Annotated in this window: 24 protein-coding genes and 1 tRNA gene; 18 read left to right on the plus strand and 7 right to left on the minus strand. The window is 56.3% G+C overall.

Annotated elements, in window-relative coordinates; all coding sequences use genetic code 11:
• Position 1: 1 nt before the first annotated feature.
• Genes G7069_RS08295 through G7069_RS08305 form a run of 3 tightly spaced genes read right to left on the minus strand, consistent with a single transcriptional unit; the run spans position 2 to position 1,397 of the window.
• A complete protein-coding gene (locus G7069_RS08295; RefSeq protein WP_166296318.1) occupies positions 2–292 on the minus strand; it encodes a hypothetical protein in 291 nt (96 codons plus the stop codon).
• Entirely contained in the window at positions 289–729 is a 441-nt protein-coding gene (locus G7069_RS08300) for an HIT domain-containing protein (RefSeq protein ID WP_166296320.1), read from the minus strand. Before G7069_RS08300 ends, G7069_RS08295 begins: the two co-directional genes overlap by 4 nt.
• The gene (locus tag G7069_RS08305; RefSeq protein ID WP_166296323.1) at positions 726–1,397 is read right to left on the minus strand and encodes a dienelactone hydrolase family protein; all 672 of its coding nucleotides are present in this window, start codon (positions 1,395–1,397) and stop codon (positions 726–728) included. The genes G7069_RS08300 and G7069_RS08305 overlap by 4 nt, the downstream gene beginning before the upstream one ends.
• Before the next feature lie 65 nt (positions 1,398–1,462).
• Here G7069_RS08305 and rimO point away from each other — a divergent pair, with 65 nt between their 5' ends.
• Positions 1,463–2,794 (plus strand): 30S ribosomal protein S12 methylthiotransferase RimO, encoded by a 1,332-nt coding sequence (rimO, locus tag G7069_RS08310; RefSeq protein ID WP_166296326.1) that lies wholly within the window; start codon positions 1,463–1,465, stop codon positions 2,792–2,794.
• Here rimO and greB read toward each other — a convergent pair.
• Positions 2,791–3,294, minus strand: coding sequence for a transcription elongation factor GreB (greB, locus tag G7069_RS08315; protein ID WP_166296329.1), 504 nt, complete (start codon positions 3,292–3,294; stop codon positions 2,791–2,793). The genes rimO and greB overlap by 4 nt on opposite strands.
• A gap of 15 nt (positions 3,295–3,309) precedes the next feature.
• The gene (locus G7069_RS08320; RefSeq protein WP_166296332.1) at positions 3,310–4,827 is read right to left on the minus strand and encodes a helicase HerA-like domain-containing protein; all 1,518 of its coding nucleotides are present in this window, start codon (positions 4,825–4,827) and stop codon (positions 3,310–3,312) included.
• A 127-nt stretch (positions 4,828–4,954) separates the two neighbouring features.
• Here G7069_RS08320 and G7069_RS08325 point away from each other — a divergent pair, with 127 nt between their 5' ends.
• On the plus strand, positions 4,955–6,532 hold the full coding sequence (locus G7069_RS08325) for a transglycosylase SLT domain-containing protein (protein ID WP_166296335.1): 1,578 nt from the start codon (positions 4,955–4,957) through the stop codon (positions 6,530–6,532).
• Between the two features lie 8 nt (positions 6,533–6,540).
• Here the strand turns inward: G7069_RS08325 and asd are convergent, their stop codons facing one another.
• Positions 6,541–7,386: an archaetidylserine decarboxylase gene (gene asd / locus G7069_RS08330; protein ID WP_166296338.1), complete on the minus strand. Its 846-nt coding sequence runs from the start codon at positions 7,384–7,386 to the stop codon at positions 6,541–6,543.
• On the minus strand, positions 7,383–8,042 hold the full coding sequence (locus G7069_RS08335; RefSeq protein WP_166296341.1) for an SCO family protein: 660 nt from the start codon (positions 8,040–8,042) through the stop codon (positions 7,383–7,385). The genes asd and G7069_RS08335 overlap by 4 nt, the downstream gene beginning before the upstream one ends.
• A 91-nt stretch (positions 8,043–8,133) precedes the next feature.
• Between G7069_RS08335 and prmB the strand changes: the two genes are divergently transcribed.
• From prmB to G7069_RS08415, 16 genes are all read left to right on the plus strand, one after another.
• Positions 8,134–9,063, plus strand: a complete 930-nt coding sequence (prmB, locus tag G7069_RS08340) for a 50S ribosomal protein L3 N(5)-glutamine methyltransferase (protein ID WP_166296344.1) — start codon at positions 8,134–8,136, stop codon at positions 9,061–9,063.
• Complete coding sequence (gene aroC / locus G7069_RS08345) at positions 9,060–10,160, plus strand: chorismate synthase (RefSeq protein ID WP_166296347.1); 1,101 nt, start codon at positions 9,060–9,062, stop codon at positions 10,158–10,160. Before prmB ends, aroC begins: the two co-directional genes overlap by 4 nt.
• 32 nt (positions 10,161–10,192) lie before the next feature.
• Positions 10,193–11,197: an aspartate-semialdehyde dehydrogenase gene (locus G7069_RS08350; protein WP_166296366.1), complete on the plus strand. Its 1,005-nt coding sequence runs from the start codon at positions 10,193–10,195 to the stop codon at positions 11,195–11,197.
• A gap of 37 nt (positions 11,198–11,234) precedes the next feature.
• Positions 11,235–12,887: a FimV/HubP family polar landmark protein gene (locus G7069_RS08355; protein WP_166296369.1), complete on the plus strand. Its 1,653-nt coding sequence runs from the start codon at positions 11,235–11,237 to the stop codon at positions 12,885–12,887.
• Positions 12,888–12,901: 14 nt separating this feature from the next.
• Entirely contained in the window at positions 12,902–13,705 is an 804-nt protein-coding gene (truA, locus tag G7069_RS08360) for a tRNA pseudouridine(38-40) synthase TruA (protein ID WP_166297666.1), read from the plus strand.
• 7 nt (positions 13,706–13,712) lie between these two features.
• Positions 13,713–14,354 (plus strand): N-(5'-phosphoribosyl)anthranilate isomerase, encoded by a 642-nt coding sequence (locus G7069_RS08365; RefSeq protein ID WP_166296372.1) that lies wholly within the window; start codon positions 13,713–13,715, stop codon positions 14,352–14,354.
• A complete protein-coding gene (locus tag G7069_RS08370; protein ID WP_166296375.1) occupies positions 14,351–14,677 on the plus strand; it encodes a DUF3144 domain-containing protein in 327 nt (108 codons plus the stop codon). Before G7069_RS08365 ends, G7069_RS08370 begins: the two co-directional genes overlap by 4 nt.
• Positions 14,678–14,739: 62 nt before the next feature.
• Complete coding sequence (gene accD, locus G7069_RS08375) at positions 14,740–15,633, plus strand: acetyl-CoA carboxylase, carboxyltransferase subunit beta (protein WP_166296378.1); 894 nt, start codon at positions 14,740–14,742, stop codon at positions 15,631–15,633.
• Positions 15,630–16,988, plus strand: coding sequence for a phosphoglucosamine mutase (gene glmM, locus G7069_RS08380; RefSeq protein ID WP_166296381.1), 1,359 nt, complete (start codon positions 15,630–15,632; stop codon positions 16,986–16,988). The genes accD and glmM overlap by 4 nt, the downstream gene beginning before the upstream one ends.
• 7 nt (positions 16,989–16,995) lie before the next feature.
• A complete protein-coding gene (locus G7069_RS08385) occupies positions 16,996–17,952 on the plus strand; it encodes an isopenicillin N synthase family oxygenase (protein WP_166296384.1) in 957 nt (318 codons plus the stop codon).
• Between the two features lie 11 nt (positions 17,953–17,963).
• Positions 17,964–18,713, plus strand: coding sequence for a triose-phosphate isomerase (tpiA, locus tag G7069_RS08390; protein ID WP_166296387.1), 750 nt, complete (start codon positions 17,964–17,966; stop codon positions 18,711–18,713).
• An 18-nt stretch (positions 18,714–18,731) separates the two neighbouring features.
• The gene (secG, locus tag G7069_RS10770) at positions 18,732–19,184 is read left to right on the plus strand and encodes a preprotein translocase subunit SecG (protein WP_166296390.1); all 453 of its coding nucleotides are present in this window, start codon (positions 18,732–18,734) and stop codon (positions 19,182–19,184) included.
• Between the two features lie 56 nt (positions 19,185–19,240).
• Positions 19,241–19,325 (plus strand) — tRNA-Leu (locus G7069_RS08400).
• 64 nt (positions 19,326–19,389) lie between these two features.
• Positions 19,390–19,746, plus strand: coding sequence for an NADH-quinone oxidoreductase subunit A (locus G7069_RS08405; protein WP_166296393.1), 357 nt, complete (start codon positions 19,390–19,392; stop codon positions 19,744–19,746).
• Positions 19,737–20,321 carry an NADH-quinone oxidoreductase subunit B gene (locus G7069_RS08410; protein WP_166296396.1) on the plus strand — a complete coding sequence of 195 codons (585 nt, stop codon included), beginning with the start codon at positions 19,737–19,739 and terminating at the stop codon, positions 20,319–20,321. The genes G7069_RS08405 and G7069_RS08410 overlap by 10 nt, the downstream gene beginning before the upstream one ends.
• Before the next feature lie 6 nt (positions 20,322–20,327).
• Positions 20,328–21,110, plus strand: coding sequence for an NADH-quinone oxidoreductase subunit C (locus G7069_RS08415; protein ID WP_166296399.1), 783 nt, complete (start codon positions 20,328–20,330; stop codon positions 21,108–21,110).
• Positions 21,111–21,160 lie beyond the last annotated feature (50 nt).

The following is a 21,160-nucleotide window of genomic DNA, read 5'->3' on the forward strand; positions in this document are numbered from 1 at the left end:
CTTAGCGGTTGCGTTCGTAGGTGACGAAGAAGCCGATCAAGTCTGAGTTCTCCACGTAGGGCTGCACGCTCACCACGTGATAGCCACGCGCATAAAACGCGCCGTGGGCCTCGCTCAAACTGTTGGCCGCACCTTGCTTGCGAAATCCCCACGAGGCGTCCACAAAAATGGTGACGGCCGGCATGGCCGCCGCTGCAGCTTCTTCCGCAGACTTCGCCGGGTTCTTGCTGAAGAGGCCGGCCGAAGCAAATTGGCTGACAAGCAGCAGCGACAAAAGGGCAAGTTTTTTCATGTGCATTCCTGGAGGGGGAGGCGGGCATGCAGCGCTTCGCGCAGTTGCGCGGACAGTGCATCGGATTGTTGTGATGGGCGCTTCTCGACAGGGAAGGCACCCCAAACGGGTGCAGGCCACGCCGCGTCCGCTTTGAATCGGGCGATGACGTGGATATGCAGTTGATTGACCACATTGCCTAAGGCGGCGACGTTGAGTTTGTCCGGTGTAAACACATCGCGAAGTGCATGCGCTGCGCGATCTACTTCCACAGTGGCTTGCGCACGCTGTTCTGCGGACAAGTCGACCAACTCTGACACTGAAGGCACTCTCGGTACGAGAATCAGCCACGGGTAGTGCGTGTCATCCATCAACAGCACGCGGCACACCGGCCAATCGCCCAGTGGCAGCGTATCGGCTTGTAAACGCGCATCCAGTTGCCAATGCGTCTGGCTCAAATCAACGATTCCCTAAAAAAGCGCAGCGTGCGTTCGTTCGCCAATTGCGCAGAAGCTGCATGGTAATGCGAAGGATCGACATCGCGGTTAAATGCGTGGCCCGCATCAGGATAGACATACACCTCAGCCTCAGGATGCGCGCGTCGCGTCGTCTCGATATCGCTTGCTGGAATGGATGCGTCCTTCTCACCGAAATGAAACTGCATGGGTGCGCGCAGCTTTTCATCCATGAAGGGCATGGATCGGGCGCCGTAGTAGCTCACCCCGGGCATGCCCAATCGTGTATTCGCGAGATATGACCACGAGCCGCCCCAGCAAAAACCAACTGTCCCGACCGCGTCTATGCCGCGTTCGTGCAAGGCGTCGCGCGCTGCCTGTATCACCTGCAGGGCGCGCTCGAAACCCACAGCCGTGGCAAGATCGCGTCCGCGCTGCATGCCATCCGCATCGTATTCAAGTACGACGCCCTGGGTTTCCACATCAAAAATGGCGGGTGCAATGGCCATATAGCCCGCTTCGGCATACCTGCGCACAAGGTCTTGGATATGCGCATTCACCCCAAAAATTTCCTGCAACACCACGATTCCAGCCGTGGTGGGTGCTTTGGGTACGGCCAGATAGGCATCGATGTCCGGACACTTTGCAACGGAAAGGGTGACGACTTCCATAGTGGGAACGCTTCAAAGGGATGCGCTTTAGAATAGTCCGGTCTTTCGATAAGAACCACGCCCCCATGTCCAACGCCGCACCCAAAGTCGGTTTCGTCAGCCTCGGTTGTCCCAAGGCGCTCGTCGATTCCGAACGCATCCTGACTCAGCTGAAAGTGGAAGGCTATGCGGTGGCGCCCAACTATGACGATGCCGATGTGGTGGTCGTCAACACGTGCGGGTTCATCGACTCGGCCGTCGCCGAATCATTGGATGCCATTGGCGAAGCGATGGCAGAGAACGGCAAAGTGATCGTCACCGGCTGCCTCGGCAAACGTGCGGACATCATTCGTGAAGCGCATCCCGGCGTGTTGTCGATCAGTGGGCCGCAGGACTACGTGAGCGTGATGGATGCCGTGCACGAAGCCTTGCCGCCGTCGCACGATCCGTTTATCGATTTGATTCCGGATTACGGCGTCAAGCTGACGCCCAAGCACTACGCCTATTTGAAAATTTCAGAAGGCTGTAACCATCGTTGTACGTTCTGCATCATTCCCTCGATGCGCGGCGACTTGGTCTCGCGACCTGTCGATGAGGTCTTGCGTGAGGCCGAGAAATTGGCGATGGGCGGTGTGAAAGAACTCTTGGTCGTGTCGCAAGACACGAGCGCTTATGGTGTCGATGTGCGTTATGCGCCGCGCACGTGGCATGACAAAACCTATGAAACGCGCATGAAGTCATTGTGCGAAGGCTTGTCTGAACTCGGACTCTGGACGCGACTGCATTACGTGTACCCGTATCCGCATGTTGACGACATCATTCCCTTAATGGCCGACGGCAAAATCCTGCCGTATCTCGACATTCCGTTCCAACACGCGAGTCCGAAAGTACTCAAGGCCATGAAGCGACCGGGTGCAATTGATAAGACCCTTCAGCGCGTACACAACTGGCGAAAGATGTGTCCCGACCTCACGATTCGGAGCACCTTTATCGTCGGATTCCCGGGCGAGACGGAAGCAGACTTCCAAATGCTGCTCGACTTCATTGAAGACGCGCAGTTAGATCGCGTCGGGGCGTTTACTTATTCACCCGTTGAAGGCGCAGTCGCCAACGACATCGCCGATCATGTTGTGCCGGAAGAGCAAGCATCGCGATTGGCGAGATTCATGGCGTTGCAAGCAGAAATTTCGGAAGCAAAACTGGCTGCGAAGGTGGGCAGCCGACAAACCTGCATCGTCGATGAGATTGATGGTGAACTTGCCATTGCCCGCTCAAAAGCAGATGCACCGGAAATCGATGGCCTCGTGCAAATTCAAAACGGTTTTGAGGCAGGCCTTAAGCCGGGTGATTTTGTTGAAGTGGACATCATGGGTAGCGACGAACACGATCTCTACGGCGAAGTCCCGTTCGACGACTAAGCTGTGTACACGACAGCCGCAATCACATAGCTGCGTTTGCCTATCGGAAGATCTACTTCGAACGCATCATCCACGCGCCGCTTTAGCAGGGCGCGTGCCATGGGCGAGTCGATGCTGATACGACCCTCGAGTGAGTCTGTTTCATCGGGTCCGACAATGCGGTAGGTGACGTTGCGCCCGTCTTCAATGTCTTCCAGTGTCACCTGTGCGCCAAAGAAAACGCACTCCGGATCCGAAGGTGCGTCTGCGACGACTTTCAGTGCAGGGATACGTTTACTCAAATAGCGAACACGACGATCGATTTCGCCAAGCTGCTTCTTGCGATAAATGTATTCGGCATTCTCAGAACGGTCGCCTTCCGCCGCCGCAGCTGATAACGCACGCACGACTTCTGGCCGACGTACGCGCCAAAGGTCATCGAGCTCCGCTTTCAGTACCGCGTGCCCATCAGGCGTGATGAGCGCGGTGCTGTGTGCAGGTGGCGGTCGCCAACGTCCCATGCGCGCTGCGACGCCTCAGCGTCGCCCACCAAACATGCCGCCCAAAACGCCGCGCAAAATTTGACGGCCGACTTGTGAGCCCATCGTGCGCGCTGTTTGTTTGGCCATGGTTTCGATCATGCCTTGACGGCGCTTCGTCCCGAAGAGTGCATCTTTGACCACTTGGCCAATACCGCCTTCCGATTCTGCTTCTGCCGATTCAATGGGCTTCGCCGGCGGCGCGTTGGCCGCTTCTGTTGCGGCTTGTGCCTTTTTCAAAAGCAATTCAGCTGCTGACTCGCGATCAATCGGCTGGTCGTACTTGCCGCCCACCGGACTTGCTGCGCGCACTTGCATGCGCTCTGCATCGGTGATGGCGCCCAAGCGACAGCCCGGTGGTACCACCAAGGTCTTTTCGACGGGCATTGGGATGCCCTTGTCTTGCAAGGTTGACACCAGTGCTTCGCCGACACCAAGGCTCGAAAGCGTCTGAACGAGATCCGTGATCGCTGGATTGGGAACGAAAGTTTCAGCGGCTGTTTTAACCGCTTTTTGGTCGCGCGGCGTAAAGGCGCGAAGCGCGTGCTGAAAACGATTGCCCAGCTGACCCAAGATGGCGTCTGGCACGTCGTCCGGGAACTGCGAACAAAAGTACACGCCAACGCCTTTTGAGCGAATGATGCGCACAACCTGCTCGACGCGTTGTTGCAAAGCGGGCGGGGCATCATCAAACAACAAATGCGCTTCATCGAACACAAAGACCAACTTCGGTTTGTCCAGGTCGCCGACTTCAGGCAGTCGTTCGAACAGTTCGCTGAGCAACCAAAGCAAGAAGCTCGAATACAAACGCGGCTTCAGAATCAGTTGGTCGGCCGCGAGGATGTTCAACACGCCCTTGCCGTCGAGGGTGGTGCGCATCAAATCGTTGAGATCCAAGGCGGGTTCGCCGAAGAACGCATCTCCGCCTTGTTGTTCGATTTGTAACAAGGCGCGCTGAATGGCACCGATGGATTGCACGCTGACCAAGCCGTAACTGGTTGAAATATCTTTTCGTTCGTCGGCGATCAATCCCAACAAAGCGCGCAAGTCTTTCAAATCCAGTAAAAGCAAACCGCGGTCGTCTGCAAGTTTGAAGACGATATCGAGCACGCCACTTTGCGTGTCATTCAATTCGAGGATGCGAGAGAGCAGCAAGGGCCCCATTTCGCTGACCGTGGTTCGGACCGGGTGACCTTTTTGGCCCCACAGATCCCAAAACACCACCGGATTGGCCGCATGGGCAAAATCCTGCACGCCCAGTTCTTTGACACGTGCATCGATTTTTTCATTGCCGGCACCCGCCATCGCCAAGCCTGCGACGTCGCCTTTGACGTCTGCAAGGAACACGGGGACCCCGCGCTTCGAAAAGCCTTCTGCCAGTGTCAGCAAGGTGACGGTCTTACCAGTGCCGGTGGCGCCTGCGACCAATCCGTGGCGATTGCCGTATTTCGGGAGCAATTCAACGTTGATGCTGTCCGGTGTGCTGACACCTTTGCCGACGAAGATGGGATCCATGAAAGCTCCGCGCAGAAAAATTCATTCTATCTGTACCTATGCCATTTTTCGCGTGTGTGCGTCCTTGCCCAAAACAGCCGGAGCGTCTAGGCTCGGAGTTCTGCTTCACGAACTCGGAACAAAACAAGTGCAATCTGCAAAAAAGTGCGTTTTGGCGGCCACGCCATTGATCCTTGCCATGTTGGCGACACCCGCGCTTGCGGCTAAAAACAAGAAAGAGGCCGCGTTACAAGCCGAGATGACCCGTTTGGAAGCTGAGGTCAAGGCGGCCGAGTCGCCCGATGCGCGTGATGTCTTGATCACCCGAATGGACGGCTTGCTGCAGCAATGCGGTGCAATGAAAGGCTGCCAAATGGTGCCGTTGCTCGAAGTCTATAAGCGTGCGCTTGCCGTTGAAGATGCCAGTGAAGAAGTCGACATTGATGACATCGACGCCGAAGATCGCATCAATGTGACCGGCCAGAATGTGCCCGAGGGCGCGACCGCAGATGCGCTGTTGGACGATCGCAGCCGCAACTTTCTGGCGCGCGTTCAAATGAATCCGGCCGTGCAAGCAGGCATCCGTCGTTGGCTGACGGATATGCGCCCGTCGTTGATGACAAGTTATGAGAACTTTCAATATTTGAAGCCTCAGATGGCACCGGCCTTTCATAAGTACGGCCTGTCAGAAGCGCTTTTGTTCGGCATCGTGACCAAAGAATCGAATGGCAAAGTGCATGTGGGCTCGCGTGTGGGCGCAATTGGCCCCATGCAATTCATGCCGGCAACGGGTCGTCGCTTCGGCCTTGGCAATGACGGTACAGGCTTCGACACGCGTTACGACCCACGCATGTCTGCCGAGGCGGCCGCAAGCTATATCGTTGAACGTTACGCAGAACTCAATGGCAGCATTGAGATGGCCTTGGCCGCCTATAACGGTGGAGAAGGGCGCGCTTTGCGCATCTTCAACGCGACCGGCGGACGGAATTTCTGGGATTCAACCGTCTACAACCAGTTCCCTGCAGAAACCCGTGATTACGTCCCGATGGTGATTGCGGCCGCGTGGTTGTATCTCCACGCGAAAGATTATGGCCTGCGGTTCCCGCGCATTTCTAACAAGCAAGTCAGTTTGCGTCTGCAGAAGCCGACCACATTGAACGAGCTGACGATTTGCATGGGGAATCAGCGCGGCACAGATGGCTTCCAGCGGGCCCTTCGCAATATGAATCCGCGATTGGATGTGAATCAATGGCTGCAGGCCGGCACGACGATCACGGTCAACTCGACGATGTCGCGTGCATACAGCTGGAACTGCGTGAATGGCAAACGCGCTGATATTGCGCGTCAGGTGATCAGTGCGGATCCATCGACTGCCATTGTGCGCGTGGGGACCTTGGTGAATCGAACCGTTGATGGCGGTGATAGTTCGGATCTCGTAGCCAATAACCGGCCAGCAGAGGCTACATCCGGCGTCGTTGATCCTGCGGTGGTCGTGCAGAAGCCAGCGGTCATCAAACCGTCTAATCCGCAAGCTGCAAGCAAATTGCAGCCTTCCGCAAAAAAATCACCCGACTCGCACCGCGTAACGAATGGTGAAACGCTCTATAGCATTGCCCGCGATTACAAATGCAATGTTGCGAGCCTGGCGAAAGACAACAAGCTCAAGGCACCGCGCTACAGCATCAAGCCCGGGCAGGTCTTGCGATTGTCAAAGTGCAAGCCCTGAGCTGAGGCTCAGCGCTGCAGTTCAAACATCGGTTCGCCCAAGCGAACCGGTGCTTCTGCTGTCATAGCGTTCGACCACACGCCGCTACCTTCAGGCAAAAGCACAATCACCGTTGAGCCGTAATTGAAGCGTGCCATTTCAGCAAAGCCATCAAGCGTGATGCCTTTGCCGCGCCAGTCTTTGCGTTGAATCCGATCACCGTAAGCGGGGATTTCAACGCCACTCCAAACGGTTTCAACACCAGACACCAAGAGCGCGCCGACCATCACCATCATCATCGGGCCGAACTCAGTATCGAAGTGGCAGACCAAACGCTCGTTGCGTGCGAACAGCCTCGGCACGTTGCGAACCGCATCCGGACCAACGGAGAACAAGCGGCCTGGCACGTGAAGTGTTTCCACCAAGGTGCCTTTGCAGGGCATATGTACTCGGTGGTAATCACGCGGTGACAAATAGATCGTGGCAAATTCACCATCGTTGAAGCGTGCACCCAATGCGTCGTCACCCAGCAACTCTGCGGTCGTGAACGATTGACCCTTCGCTTGGAAAATACGACCGGCTTCGATCTTTCCGCATTGGCTGACGCGTCCATCTGCCGGCATGGAAAGCCAATTTGGCGCCGTCGGTGGCGTACGCACGCCCGCTTTCAATGCGCGTGTAAAGAACGCATTAAAAGATGCGTAGCGTGATGCGTCGGATTCTTCTGCTTCCGACAAGTTCACCCCGAATTTCCGCACGACCGTATCAATCAACCATTGTTTGATTTTCGGGTTCTGCGAGTAGGCGAGTTTGCGTGCTGCGCTAGACAATGCGCGATGCGGCAATACATAAGTCAACCACGTGACGGCGCTCACGGCGCGCGTGCTCGCGTCAAAGCATCCATGTCCTGTGTGATGGCTGCAGGATCAAACGGTGCTTTCAAAAAGCCTGCAAGTTGGCCCTGCGGATTGATGACTGCCATCGCAGCGGAGTGGTCGACGCTGTATTGATCCGGTTTTTTGGCATCGTCTGGCGCGTTGCGCATAAAGACCATCGACAGCGATTGAGTGAATTTGAGCAAGTTCGCCTCGTCCGTAGTTGCAGCCACGGTGTCCGGGCTAAACGCACTTGCGTAGCGTTGCGCCACTTCCGGCGTGTCCCGATTCGGATCGACGCTCACGAAAACGAGCTGCGGCCGCGTTGCATCCGGGAACGCTTCGCGCCAATGGGCTTGGACAGGCTTCATCGTCGCCAAGGTCGTTGGGCAAATATCAGGGCAATGGGTGAAACCGAGAAAAATCAAGGTCCAATGACCCTTCAAATCGGCAGGTGTAAAGCGCTGCCCTTCGGTGCGCTGAAGCGTAAATGTCGGCAAATCCCTCGGTGCGTCCATCAATTGGACAGCGCGCAAAGGGGGATGCGCAGGGGCTTCAGCTGGGGCCTGAGGGCGGTTGAAATACAGCCAGCCGGAGACCAGACCGGCCAATCCGAAGGCGATGACAAGAATCCACAAGGTCGAGCGATTGAACATGAAAAGTCACTGGCTTTGAGACCGAGCCATCATACCGTTTGCACGACCACTGGCCTCTATACTGTGGCATTCATCCGAAGAGTCTTGCCCTGTGCTTCCCGCATCCGTACCTGAACTGCGCACAATCATCGATCACATCCGATATGGCGGCAGCCGTTTCAATGAAGCGGGTTTGACGTTTGGCCATAGTTTTGACAATGCCATGGACGAAGCCACGCAATTGGTTTTGCACGCGCTGCACATGCCGCATGACTTGTCGCCTGTCTACGGGGCTGCGCGCATCACCGCGGATGAGCAGGCAAAAATCCTGGCCTTGTTCAATCGACGGATCAACGAACGCATTCCAGCGGCGTATTTGACGGGTGAGGCGTGGTTCGCCGGCTTGTCTTTCAAATCTGACAGCCGCGCGTTGGTACCGCGTTCTCCCATTGCCGAATTGATTGAGTCAGGTTTCGAACCTTGGCTCGGCGGCCGTGAAGTCACTTCCGCCCTCGATCTGTGCACGGGCTCGGGGTGTATCGCGATCGCTATGGCGCATTACCAGCCTGACTGGCAAGTGGACGGCGTCGATCTGTCTGACGATGCCTTGTCATTGGCCGAAGAAAACAAGAAGCGTTTGCTGACAGACAATGTGTCGTTCGTGAAGTCGGATTTGTTCACGCAACTCGGTGGTCGCACATACGATCTCATCGTGACCAATCCGCCGTACGTCACGAACGACGAAACAGATGCCTTGCCGAAGGAATATGCACACGAACCGGAGCTCGGCTTGCGGGCCGGCGATGATGGATTGGACCTTGCGCTGAAAATCATGCGCGATGCACCGGCGCATCTGAATGAAGACGGTTTGCTCATTTGCGAAGTCGGTGAAGCGGAAATGGCTTTGGCTGCACTGTTGCCTGAAGTGCCGATGGCCTGGGTGGAGTTCAAGGTGGGTCAAATGGGCATCTTCGTGGTCGAACGCGAAGACCTCGTTCAACATCACGACCGTATTCGCAGCCTGGCGGACGCACGCGCTTGAATACCTTCGGCAAATTGCTCCGCGTGACAACCTTTGGCGAGTCTCATGGCCCCGCCATCGGTTGTGTCGTGGACGGTTGCCCACCTGACATCCCACTCGCGCCGAAAGACTTTGTCGAAGACCTTGCGCGACGTGCGACGGGAAAATCCCGGCACGTCTCTCAACGCCATGAACCGGATGAAGTCGAAATTCTGTCGGGCGTTTTCGAAGGCATCACAACGGGTACACCGATTGCGCTCGTGATTCGCAATGTCGATGCGCGGAGCAAAGATTACGCATCCATTGCACATAGCTATCGACCGGGTCACGCCGATTACACCTATGACCGGAAGTACGGTCGACGCGATCCGAATGGCGGGGGGCGGAGTAGTGCGCGGGAAACCGCCATACGTGTCGCGGCTGGCGTGATTGCTAAGAAGTGGCTGCGTCACACCTATGGCGTTGAGGTGCGCGCTTGCGTGACGCAGGCGGGCGGATTCAAGGCAAACGCAATCGATTGGTGTGTCGTTGAAGACAACGGTTTGTTTTGGCCAAACGCGGAACAAGTGCCAGCCCTTGAAGCGCATCTTGATGCCTTGCGTAAGTCTGGCGATTCCTGCGGTGCGCGTGTGTATGTGGAAGCTTTAGGCGTCCCGGCCGGCTGGGGCGAACCACTCTATGGAAAGCTCGATGCGGAAATCGCAGGCGCCATGATGTCGATCAACGCAGTCAAAGGGGTGGAGATCGGTGCTGGCTTTGACAGCATTGAACAACCCGGTTCGGTCCATCGAGATGCGTTGAGCGCAACGGGCTTCGAGACCAATCATGCGGGCGGCATTCTGGGTGGCATCAGCTCCGGACAAATCATTCGCGTCGGCGTGGCCTTCAAGCCCACATCAAGTCTGCGAATTCCGGTCTCGAGCATCGACGTCAACGGGCAGGCGGTTCAGGTCGTAACCACCGGTCGGCATGACCCATGTGTCGGCCTGCGGGCGCCGCCGATTTGCGAGGCCATGTTGGCACTGGTCCTCATGGACCAAGCAATGCGTCATCGTGCCCAGTGCGGCGAAGTCGTCCACGACACGCCCGGTATGTTACCGGGGAGTTATCAGATTTAATCCCCCATCCAAAGAGAGTTTCGAGACTAGATATGAAAGTTGCAGTAGTGGGCGCAACAGGCGCCGTGGGCGAAGTGATGCTGTCGATTCTTGCCGAGCGCAAGTTTCCCGCCGATGAAGTGATCGCCCTGGCGAGCGAGCGCTCTGCAGGGTCTGAGGTCGACTACGGTCATCGCAGATTGATCGTGCAAGACCTTGCAAACTTTGATCCGAAAGGCGTCGATATTGCTTTGTTTTCTGCGGGTGGCGAAACGTCGAAACGTTATGCGCCGAAATTTGCTGCTGCCGGCGCCATCGTGATCGACAACTCCTCGGCCTTTCGTCAGGATCCAGACGTGCCTTTGGTCGTTTCTGAAGTCAATCCTGAAGCACTGAAAAATATCCCCAAGGGCATTGTGGCGAACCCGAATTGCTCAACGATGCAGTTGATGGTCGCGATTGCACCCATCCATAAGAAGGTTGGCATCGAGCGTTTGAATATTGCAACGTATCAATCGGTGTCGGGCACGGGTAAACGCGCCATGGAAGAGTTGGGCAAGCAAACCGCTGACTTGCTCAACTTCAACGCGGCCGAACCTGAGGTGTATCCGGTTCAAATCGCGTTCAATGTCATTCCGCATGGCGGCGACTTTCTAGACAACGGTTACACCAGCGAAGAAATGAAGCTCGTCTGGGAAACGCGCAAGATCTTGGGCGACGAGTCCATTCAAATCAATGCGACCGTGGTGCGCGTCCCCGTGTTCTTCGGTCACTCTGAAGCGGTCTCCATTGAGACGCGCGAAAAGATCAGTGCAACAGAAGTGCGCGACTTGCTGATGCATGCGCCGGGTGCAGAAGTGGTTGATGAAAGGGCACCTGCGGGCTATCCCACGCCGGTGACCCATGCATCGGGCAAAGACGCGGTCTACATCGGTCGAATTCGCGAAGATATCTCGCATCCGCGCGGCATCAACCTGTGGGTCGTGTCTGACAATATTCGCAAAGGCGCTGCATTGAACGCTGTGCAAATTGCGGAATTAATTGCCAAGCGCCCCTAAATGCCTCTACAGTGCGATGAGGATATTGGGGCTTGACATGAAGAAGTTCTTGCAAGTCATTGTGATTGCACTGGCTTTTGTCTTGGCTAGCGCGCCTGCATGGGCGCTGGGTCTGGGGCAAATCCAAGTCAAGTCGCGCCTGAACGAACCGTTTCTTGCCTATATCCCCATCATTTCGAGCGATCCCGCCGAGCTACAAGAGCTCAGTGCAAAGCTGGCTGACCCTGAAACGTTTATTCGTGTCGGCCTGCCGCTGCCGGACCGCTTGGTCTCCGATTTGCATTTTTCGATCGAGACAGGCGAAGACGGTAAGCCCTTTGTAAAGGTCACCAGCCTCACACCGGTCACGCTGACCGAGCTCGACTTCCTTGTGGAGGTGCAATGGTCGGACGGTCGCTTGGTGCGCGAATATTCGGCCTTGATGACACCGCCGAATACGATCTCAGGCACGCCGCCGGCGATTCAAGCGCCGACAGTTGCGCCAAACAACGCCGTGGTGCGTGCTGAGTCGACCGTCACTGAGGCACTACCCGAACAAACGACGACACCCAGTGTCGCCACCTCGGCAGCACCGGTATCGAGCGTTGCGGACACCGCATCAGCACCTGAGTCGAGCAGTGCATCGAGCGTCGTCGCCTCCGGTCGAACGTATGGGCCCATTCGCTATGGTCAGACATTGGGCGAGATCGCACGCGCGATGGCGGGCAACAACGGCGATCCGACCCAAACAATGCAGCAATTGCTGCAACTCAATAGCGATGCATTCATCGGTGGCAATATCAACCGATTGAAAGCCGGCGCAATATTGCGCACGCCGGAAGGCAGTCTCGACGTTAAGGCACCCTCGGCTGAGGATCGCGCTGCCGTGGCCAAAGCGGCACCTTCAGTCGCCAATCGCACCGTTCGACCGACCGATACGTCGACGGTTGCGAACAAGGCTGCGAACGAGAGCAGAACGAGTGCGTCCGCCGCGCCAAAGGCACTGAGCGAGGCGCGTTTGAAAATCGTCGCGCCGACGGCGAATAACGATGCACCGACCACGCGCAGTGGGGGAGGCAAACAAGGGGATGGCGACATGCTTCAACAACAGATTCAGCAGGCCAACGAGTCGATCGCCACGAAAGACGCAGAGATCAACGAGTTGAAATCACGCGTTGCTGAGCTCGAACAATTGAAAAACAAGCAAGCGCAGCTGATTGCGATTAAAGACACGCAGTTGGCGAGCGCGCAGAAGAATCTACAAACCCGCCAGACCGAAAAGGGCAAAGACGCAGCAGGCGCGAACCATTTCCCGTGGATGGGTCTGACCTGGGCACTGATCGCGGCGGTCTTGTTAGCGGGTTTGGTCTGGGTGTTCCGTGGCCGTAAGAAGTCGAGCGCAAAGCCGGCAGGCACACCGCGTTGGATGCAGGATCTCGCCGCTGCCTCTGCGGTGTCTGAAGCAGCCTACGCAGCTGAGGTCAAAAACGCAGACGCCAACGTCGAGCCTTCACACGAACCTGTCCCGGTGCCGAAAGCAGATCCGATCTCAGAGGATCACGATGCTTTGTCGAAAATTGCGAAGGCGCGTGCTTGCATCGTCGTCGGTGACAAGCACACGGCGCGCGAAATTCTACAAACGCTCTTACAAGAAAGCCTGCTTCCTGAAACGCACAAAGCAGCAGAGCAATTGCTCAACGACCTTCGTTGAACGGAGCGCCCGCCATTCGATTTGCCTTAGGGGTTGAATACGATGGGGGTGCCTTTCGTGGGTGGCAGCGATCCGACGAATCTGTGCCTTCTGTTCAGGCAGCGCTTGAAGACGCGCTCTCGAAGGTTGCAAATCAGCCGATTTCGGTGACCTGCTCAGGTCGAACAGATGCCGGCGTCCACGCACGTTGCCAAGTGGTTCATTTCGATTCGGACGTGCGGCGTGACGCGCGTGCTTGGCTGTTGGGCGCCACCGCAAACCTGCCAAGAAGCGTGGCCGTCGCTTGGTGCCAGCCGGTTGCGTCGGATTTCAATGCGCGATTTTCCGCAGTGCGTCGACGCTATCGCTATAGCTTGCTCAACCGACAGACGCGGCCGGGCTTCATGTCCCAGTATTTGGCTTGGGAATTGCATCCATTGGATGCAGACGCGATGCATTTGGCCGCGCAAGCACTTGTCGGCGAGCATGACTTCAGTAGCTTTCGTAGCTCGCAATGCGAAGCACCACATGCACGGCGATTTCTGTCGAATATTTCAGTGACGCGTGAAGGTGAGGTGTTGCACGTGGACGTTGAAGGCAATGCCTTCTTGCACCATATGGTGCGCAATATCGTGGGTGCGTTGTTAGAGGTCGGAAAGGGACGCAAGTCAGTGAACTGGCTCGGCGAGTTGCTGGACATGCGTGATCGGACGCAGGGCGGGGTCACAGCGCCCGCGTGTGGATTGGTGTTCATCGGGCCGCGCTATTCTGAAAATTGGAACTTGCCGGAAGAGGTCACCACGCGTGAGATCACTTTTTCGTACCCGAACGCTGTTTGACGGATTTATGCGTCCAGGCGACGTACGCCTGGCGGGCGAACTGGGCGCTGACGCCGTCTCTTTTCATTTTGGTCAAGACAGCGCACATGCCGTCCGTGTGGAGGCCGCGCGCAGCATGCGACAGGCCATCACGCCGCTGGTGGGCTCAGTGGCTTCCTTTTCCGACAATACGCAGCAAGAAGTTCGCGAGATCATCAAACAGCTCAGGCCGAACTTGGTCATCTTTTCCGGGCGTGAAGAGGATGCGTTTTGCCGTGCCTTCGGTATTCCATTTCTGAAGACCTTTGAGCAGGCGCTGTTGCCGCCTGGTACAGATGGCAAGCTCCTGCACGCCAGTTTCCCAAATGCCGCCGGGTTCGTATTTCGCGCCAGTGGTCCTCCGAGCAGTGCGTCACACTCCAGCTGGAAATGGCTGCCGCAAGAGCTGACGAAGCCCTTTCTGCTTTCCGGCGGGTTTAGAATCGACGAGTTATTCGAGGTCATCACTACGATCGAGCCGTGGGGCGTTGTCGTTTGTGACGAAATCGAAACGCAACATGGCTTCAAAGATGGCGAGTTGATGCGCGAGGTGGTCTTTGAATCACGCCGCGCAGATTGCCATGAAGTCCAAAACGCCTGTGAAAGTTCACTTCCGGATCTGAAAAAATGAGCGAAAACGAAACCACCCAAACCGAAACAAATGGACAAGAAGGCGTTGCATTGGATCCGCAATTCTTCACTGCGACGAATGCCTACTTGGAACTTGCCAACCAGCAAGGGCAGTCATTCGGTATGAAGCGCGTGAGTGCGGCCATTTTGTACGCGGCGGCGCGCTATAACTCGCACGCCTATATTGGTTATGAAACCAATCCTTCAGCCAACAAAGAGGCGTTCATCGAGTACATGCTTGATTTGTACCGCCGGATGTTGGAAGAAAATGTCGACAACCTGATCGAGAACATCGAGGCAGGTGCCACGGCCCCGCAGGCCTGAGCTCAATTGGACTTGCCCGACACGTCGGCTAGACTGTCGGGCTCTCTGGATCGAAGTATTCCATGTCCTGGCTGAAACGAATTACAACCACACGTATACGTACGGATGCAGGTGGCGAAGCCCGCAAGCGCAATGTCCCAGAAGGCCTTTGGGAAAAGTGCGATGAATGCGGTGCCGTCCTGTATGCCCGTGAATTGGAAGAAAACTTGCAGGTGTGCCCAAAGTGCGCGCATCACATGTCGATTCGCGCACGTGCGCGCCTGCACGCGTTCTTGGACGCGGGTCCGTTGAGGGAGATTGGCAGCGATCTGCAACCCGTTGATGTCCTGAAATTCAAAGATCAAAAGAAGTACGCAGACCGTATCAAAGCGGCGCAAAAGAGCTCAGGTGAATCTGAGGGGCTGATTGCGTACGCCGGCCATCTAAAACGCATGCCGATCGTGGCCAGCGCATTTGACTTCGGTTTTATGGCGGGTTCGATGGGTTCGGTTGTGGGCGAGCGTTTTGCATTGGGTGTGGAAGAGGCCATTCGCCTGAACGCACCGTTTGTCAATTTCGCAGCCAGCGGCGGCGCACGCATGCAAGAGAGCCTCTTCTCATTGATGCAAATGGCGAAGACCTCCGCAGCACTCGCACGTTTGCGCGCGCAGGGCCTGCCTTATATCTCTGTGTTAACGAATCCGACCACGGGCGGTGTCTCGGCGTCCTTGGCAATGTTGGGCGATATCAATATCGGTGAACCCAAAGCGCTGATCGGATTTGCGGGTCCTCGCGTGATCGAACAAACCATTCGCGAAAAGCTACCCGAAGGCTTCCAGCGCTCGGAATTTTTATTGGAGCACGGCGCCATCGATCAAATTTGCGATCGCCGTGAACTGCGTGACCGCATTGCGTCTCTTTTGGCCATGCTGGGCAATAAGCCGGCACCTGCTGAGGATGAGGAGACATTGGCTTGAACAGCCGCAAGTGGTTCGGTACAGATGGAATTCGTGGGCGCGTAGGCGCACATCCGATTGCTGCCGACTTCGTCTTGCAACTCGGCAATGCCTATGGACGCGTGCTGAGCGAGCAACATCACGCGCGCGGCAACTGGCGCAAGCCAGTGGTGGTCATCGGCAAAGACACACGCATCTCGAACTATATGTTCGAGGCGGCACTTGAGGCCGGCTTGGTCGCGGCAGGTGTTGACGTACAACTCATGGGTCCAATGCCGACACCTGCCGTATCGCATCTCACGCGTTCGCTACGCGCAGACGGCGGCATCGTTATTTCTGCATCACATAATCCGCATTTTGATAATGGGATCAAGTTCTTCAACGCAGACGGCGAAAAGATTGATGACGCGATGGAGCTCGCCATCGAAGCCGCGATTGAAACGCCGTTTGCCACGGTCGAATCCGAAAAGCTGGGCAAGGCCATCCGTACACGCGACGCGATTGGGCGTTATGTCGAAGCGTGCAAAAACTCGATCGCGAAGGGTGTGGACCTGTCAGGCATGCATGTGGTGATTGACGGCGCCAATGGTGCGAATTATCAAATCGGCCCGATGGTGTTTCGTGAGTTAGGCGCGCGCGTCGATGTACTGGGCGTGGAACCTGACGGCACCAATATCAATGCCGGTGTTGGCTCAACCCACCCGGAGGCCCTGGCTGAAAAAGTTGTGATGTTGGGCGCGGAACTCGGTATTGCCTTTGACGGCGACGGTGATCGCGTCGTTTTGGTTGATGGCTCAGGCGCAGTACGCGACGGTGACGACATCTTGTACGTGCTTGCGCGTCATTGGAAGCGCCAAGGTCGTTTGAGAGGGCCCGTCGTCGGAACCTTGATGACCAATTTCGGTTTCGAAAAAGCATTGGGCGAGCTGGGCATACCGTTCATGCGTTCCAACGTCGGTGACCGCTATGTCCTGCGAATGCTGCTTGAGAACCAAGGGGTTCTTGGCGGTGAAGCATCAGGTCACGTGCTTTGCTTGGATCGCTCGGCAACGGGTGATGGCATCATCGCCGCATTACAGGTCTTGGAAGCTTTGCGCGAATCGGGTGAAACACTCGTCGAAGCCTTGCACGGTTTGACGAAAGTGCCGCAGAAAACACGCAATGTCCGAATCGACAACGCAAAACAAGTTGTTGCGCGCGAAGAAGTCGTGGCGGCTCTTGCGCATGCCAGCAAACAAGTCGAGGGTAGGGGGCGTGCCTTCCTTCGACCTTCCGGCACCGAACCTGTTGTTCGCGTGACTGTGGAAGCGGACGACGCACGATTAGTCGAAGAAACCCTGCAAGCATTAGCCGCCATCGTCGAAAGTGCACATTGAGCAAGTCATGAGCCAGAGTCCGATTCCCACCTTTGATATCAGCGAATACACGGGCACAACGGATCCCGCTGCGCGCGCCGCATTCGTCAAAAAATTGGGCGATGCATACCGCGAGTGGGGTTTCGCGGGGATTCGCAATCATGGTATTGCCGCCGCCTCTATTGATGCGGCCTATGACGTATTCAAAGCCTTCTTTTCGCTGCCGGATGCAGTCAAACAGCAATACAAGGTGCCGGGTTCAGGCGGTGCACGCGGCTTTACGCCATTTGGTATTGAGACTGCAAAAGGCGCGACACATTTTGATTTGAAAGAGTTCTTTCATATCGGCCGTGAAATTCCGCGTGACTCGAAGTACGCCGAAATCATGCAGCCCAATGTGTGGCCTTCCGAGCTGCCCGAATTCAAAACGATCGGTTATGGCCTGTACGAATCCTTGGATTCGTTGGGCAATGTGGTGTTGGAAATCCTGGCGACTGATCTGGGTCTTGCGCCTGATTTCTTTGTCGAGCGTACTTACTCCGGCAACTCCATCTTGCGTCCGATTCACTACCCGCCGATTCCTGACGGCGATGTGCCGAATGTTCGTGCAGGTGAGCACGAAGACATCAACCTGATCACGTTGTTAGTGGGCGCGAGCGCCGAAGGTCTTGAAGTCAAATCACGAAAGGGCGAATGGGTTCCCTTTACGGCGGATGCTGACACCATCGTCGTGAATATCGGTGACATGTTGCAACGGATGACCAATCACGTCTATCCGTCGACCACGCATCGTGTCGTCAACCCGAAGGGTGCCAACGCGCGTGCACCGCGTTATTCGACGCCATTTTTCTTACATCTCAATCCGGATGCATCGGTGGGCGTGTTGCCTTCCACGATCACACCGGACAACCCGAGTCGGTATGCCGAAGCAATTACGGCGAATGAATACCTGATGGAACGGTTGCGCGAAATCAAACTCGTTTAAGGATCACTTTTATGCGTCAGAAAATTGTTGCCGGTAATTGGAAAATGAACGGCAATCTGGCTTCCGCGCACGCGCTGATGAAAGACCTGGCAGGCATGCCGGGGAACGTCCAAGCCATTGTCTTTCCGCCGTCGGTGTACTTGCCGGGTTTGATTCAGGCGTTTACGGGCGGAGCCATTGCGCTCGGCGCACAAGATGTCAGCGCGCATCAAAAAGGCGCGTATACGGGTGAAATTGCCCCGGACATGCTGTCGGATATCGGCGCGACACATACCTTGGTCGGCCACTCCGAACGTCGCGAATACCATGCCGAATCGAACGCGCAGGTCGCTGCGAAGTTTGCCGCGGCAAAGGCTGCCGGTATTGTGCCCGTGCTGTGTGTCGGTGAAACCTTGGCCCAGCGCGAAGCTGGCGAAACCGAATCGGTGATTCGCGATCAACTGAACGCCGTGATCGAACAGGTTGGCGTCGCGGGTCTGGACGGTGCGATCGTGGCCTATGAGCCGGTTTGGGCAATCGGCACCGGTAAAACCGCGTCACCCGAGCAAGCGCAGGCGGTTCACGCGTTCATTCGTGGCGAGATAGCTGCCTTGGATGGTAGAATCGCCGCCTCGCTCCCGATCCTGTACGGCGGTAGCGTGAAGGCCGACAACGCCGCCTTGCTGTTCTCACAGCCGGATGTCGACGGCGGCCTCGTCGGTGGCGCCTCTTTGGTGGCGCAAGATTTTCTAGGCATCGCGGCTGCTGCAGCTGCGTTGTAATGTTTGGATGACTGCTTAATGTTGATTCTTGTTCTCAATATCTTGTACGTGCTCATCGCTGTGTCGATGACCGTTCTGATTCTTCTGCAACGCGGTGCAGGTGCACAGGCAGGTTCGGGCTTCGGCGCGGGCGCCTCCGGCACTGTGTTCGGTTCGCAAGGTTCAGCGAGCTTCTTGTCGAAAAGCACGAAGTGGCTGGGTGTTAGCTTTTTCGTGCTTACGCTCTTGATGGCTTGGATGAATGTTAAACGTCCGACGGACAGCGTTAACGGCGCGCAAGGTAGCGTGATGGCGAATGCCCCCGTTGCCGCACCGGTCACGAATACGCCGGTAAAAACGGACAACGCAGTACCGCAAGCACCTGCGTCTTCAGCAACGCCTGTTCCGCAAGCACCTGCAACAGCAGCGCCTGCACAAAACACGACGCCAAACGCTGAAAATACAACGCAAACGCCTTCGCAAAAACCTTAATACGGTTTACACTTATGCGCTCGCATGGCGCGTCAAAACATCATGCGAAAAAGATTGCCCAGGTGGCGGAATTGGTAGACGCACTACCTTGAGGTGGTAGCGGCTTAGGTCGTGGGGGTTCGAGTCCCCCCTTGGGCACCACTCTATGGCGCTCCGGACACTATGTCCGGAGCCGCCACTCAAAGACAGAAGGGACCGACGGATCGTGCTCGCCGAATACCTGCCTACACTTTTGTTCTTAATTGTTGCGATCGGTATCGGCATTGCCCTGATCGTTCTCGGTAATCTTCTGGGGCCTAAAGCGCCTTCAGCTGAAAAACTGTCTCCTTACGAATGTGGCTTCTTGCCCTTTGAAGACGCGCGTCTGAAATTCGACGTCCGCTACTACTTGCTTGCCATTTTGTTCATCGTGTTCGATCTCGAAATTGCATTCGTTTTTCCGTGGGCATTGGTGTTCCGTGACCTTGGCATCTTCGGTTTGATCGAGATGGGCATCTTCCTGACGCTGTTGTTCATTGGCTTTATCTATGTTTGGAAGCGAGGAGCCCTGGAATGGGAGTGAGTCACACGCCGTTCTTCAATCCGTTGCCGGAAGGGCGCCTTGACGACTTGTTGCGTCCGGAAGGCGACAACCCTGTCATGCAACAAGGCTTTGTCACCACCAGCATGCACGCGCTTTGGAACTGGGCGCGCACGGGTTCGATGTGGCCGATGAGTTTTGGTCTCGCATGCTGCGCGGTTGAAATGATGCATTCGGGTGCGGCACGTTTGGATCTCGACCGTTTCGGTGTGGTGTTCCGTCCGAGCCCGCGTCAATCCGACGTCATGATTGTTGCCGGCACCTTGGTCAACAAAATGGCACCGGCTTTGCGCAAGGTGTACGACCAAATGCCTGAGCCGAAGTGGGTCATCTCGATGGGTAGCTGCGCCAACGGTGGCGGTTACTACCACTACTCGTATTCGGTTGTGCGCGGTTGTGATCGCGTTGTGCCTGTGGATATTTATGTGCCGGGCTGCCCGCCGACCGCAGAAGCGCTGATCTACGGCATTTTGCAACTCCAAAAGAAGATTCGGCGCGACACTGTTTGGGGCGAACGTAAAAATGCCGCCGACACTCGCATCGTTACGGCGCGTTGATCTGATATGACCCAGACCATTGAACAATTCGCACATGCACTGCGCACGGCATTTCCGGACGCGACCGTTGACGTTGCGCTTCCGCGCGGCGAAGTCACGCTGAGTGTGTCTGCCGCAGCCTGGTACAAGACCAACGAAGTGCTGAAAAACGACTTTGCGTTCGAGCAAGCCATGGACATCTGTGGTGTGGATCACCTCGGCTATGGCGAAGGCGAATGGGATACCGACGTTTCGTCGCAAGGCTTCAGCCGCGGCGTGGATGCGATGGGTCCCGGACGTTTCTCTTGGGGCGAGTTCCCGACGCATACGGACCTACATTCAGGTGAAGAAATGCCTGATGAAGTCCGCGCAAAGCGCTTCCAAGTCGTGCTGCAGTTGTTGTCGATTTCAAACAATCAACGTCTGACGGTTCAGTGCTTCTGTGAAGATGCGCGCATGCCGACCGTCGACTCACTCACATCGATTTGGCAGGGTCTCAATTGGTTTGAGCGTGAAGCTTTCGATTTGTTCGGCATCATTTTTGTCGGACACCCGGATTTGCGCCGAATCCTCACCGACTATGGTTTTGTCGGCCATCCGTTCCGCAAAGACTTCCCGCTGATCGGAAACGTGGAAGTGCGTTATGACGCAGAGAAGGAACGCGTCATTTACGAGCCAGTGACTTCAGTTGAACCCCGTGTCGGCGTTCCGCGCGTCATCCGTGACGATGCACGTACGGTCACCGCCATTGGCGAAAGCAAGGATCTCAAAATTGCATCGCGTATTGGGCCTGCCGGAGAAATGAAATGACCGCAAGTTCAATTCAATCGGGTCCCGCGGGCGTCGCGTTAGCCAGCAAT

It is taken from the genome of Lysobacter sp. HDW10 (assembly GCF_011300685.1).
In the GTDB taxonomy this organism is placed as follows: domain Bacteria; phylum Pseudomonadota; class Gammaproteobacteria; order Xanthomonadales; family Xanthomonadaceae; genus Solilutibacter.

Coding starts and splice junctions, on each gene's coding strand:
- G7069_RS08295 (WP_166296318.1), bottom strand. CDS start 292: ATGAAAAAACTTGCCCTTTTGTCGCTGCTGCTTGTCAGCCAATTTGCT.
- G7069_RS08305 (WP_166296323.1), bottom strand. CDS start 1,397: ATGGAAGTCGTCACCCTTTCCGTTGCAAAGTGTCCGGACATCGATGCC.
- rimO (WP_166296326.1), top strand. CDS start 1,463: ATGTCCAACGCCGCACCCAAAGTCGGTTTCGTCAGCCTCGGTTGTCCC.
- greB (WP_166296329.1), bottom strand. CDS start 3,294: ATGGGACGTTGGCGACCGCCACCTGCACACAGCACCGCGCTCATCACG.
- G7069_RS08320 (WP_166296332.1), bottom strand. CDS start 4,827: ATGGATCCCATCTTCGTCGGCAAAGGTGTCAGCACACCGGACAGCATC.
- G7069_RS08335 (WP_166296341.1), bottom strand. CDS start 8,042: ATGTTCAATCGCTCGACCTTGTGGATTCTTGTCATCGCCTTCGGATTG.
- G7069_RS08350 (WP_166296366.1), top strand. CDS start 10,193: ATGAAAGTTGCAGTAGTGGGCGCAACAGGCGCCGTGGGCGAAGTGATG.
- G7069_RS08355 (WP_166296369.1), top strand. CDS start 11,235: ATGAAGAAGTTCTTGCAAGTCATTGTGATTGCACTGGCTTTTGTCTTG.
- G7069_RS08365 (WP_166296372.1), top strand. CDS start 13,713: ATGCGTCCAGGCGACGTACGCCTGGCGGGCGAACTGGGCGCTGACGCC.
- G7069_RS08370 (WP_166296375.1), top strand. CDS start 14,351: ATGAGCGAAAACGAAACCACCCAAACCGAAACAAATGGACAAGAAGGC.
- accD (WP_166296378.1), top strand. CDS start 14,740: ATGTCCTGGCTGAAACGAATTACAACCACACGTATACGTACGGATGCA.
- G7069_RS08385 (WP_166296384.1), top strand. CDS start 16,996: ATGAGCCAGAGTCCGATTCCCACCTTTGATATCAGCGAATACACGGGC.
- tpiA (WP_166296387.1), top strand. CDS start 17,964: ATGCGTCAGAAAATTGTTGCCGGTAATTGGAAAATGAACGGCAATCTG.
- secG (WP_166296390.1), top strand. CDS start 18,732: ATGTTGATTCTTGTTCTCAATATCTTGTACGTGCTCATCGCTGTGTCG.
- G7069_RS08410 (WP_166296396.1), top strand. CDS start 19,737: ATGGGAGTGAGTCACACGCCGTTCTTCAATCCGTTGCCGGAAGGGCGC.
- G7069_RS08415 (WP_166296399.1), top strand. CDS start 20,328: ATGACCCAGACCATTGAACAATTCGCACATGCACTGCGCACGGCATTT.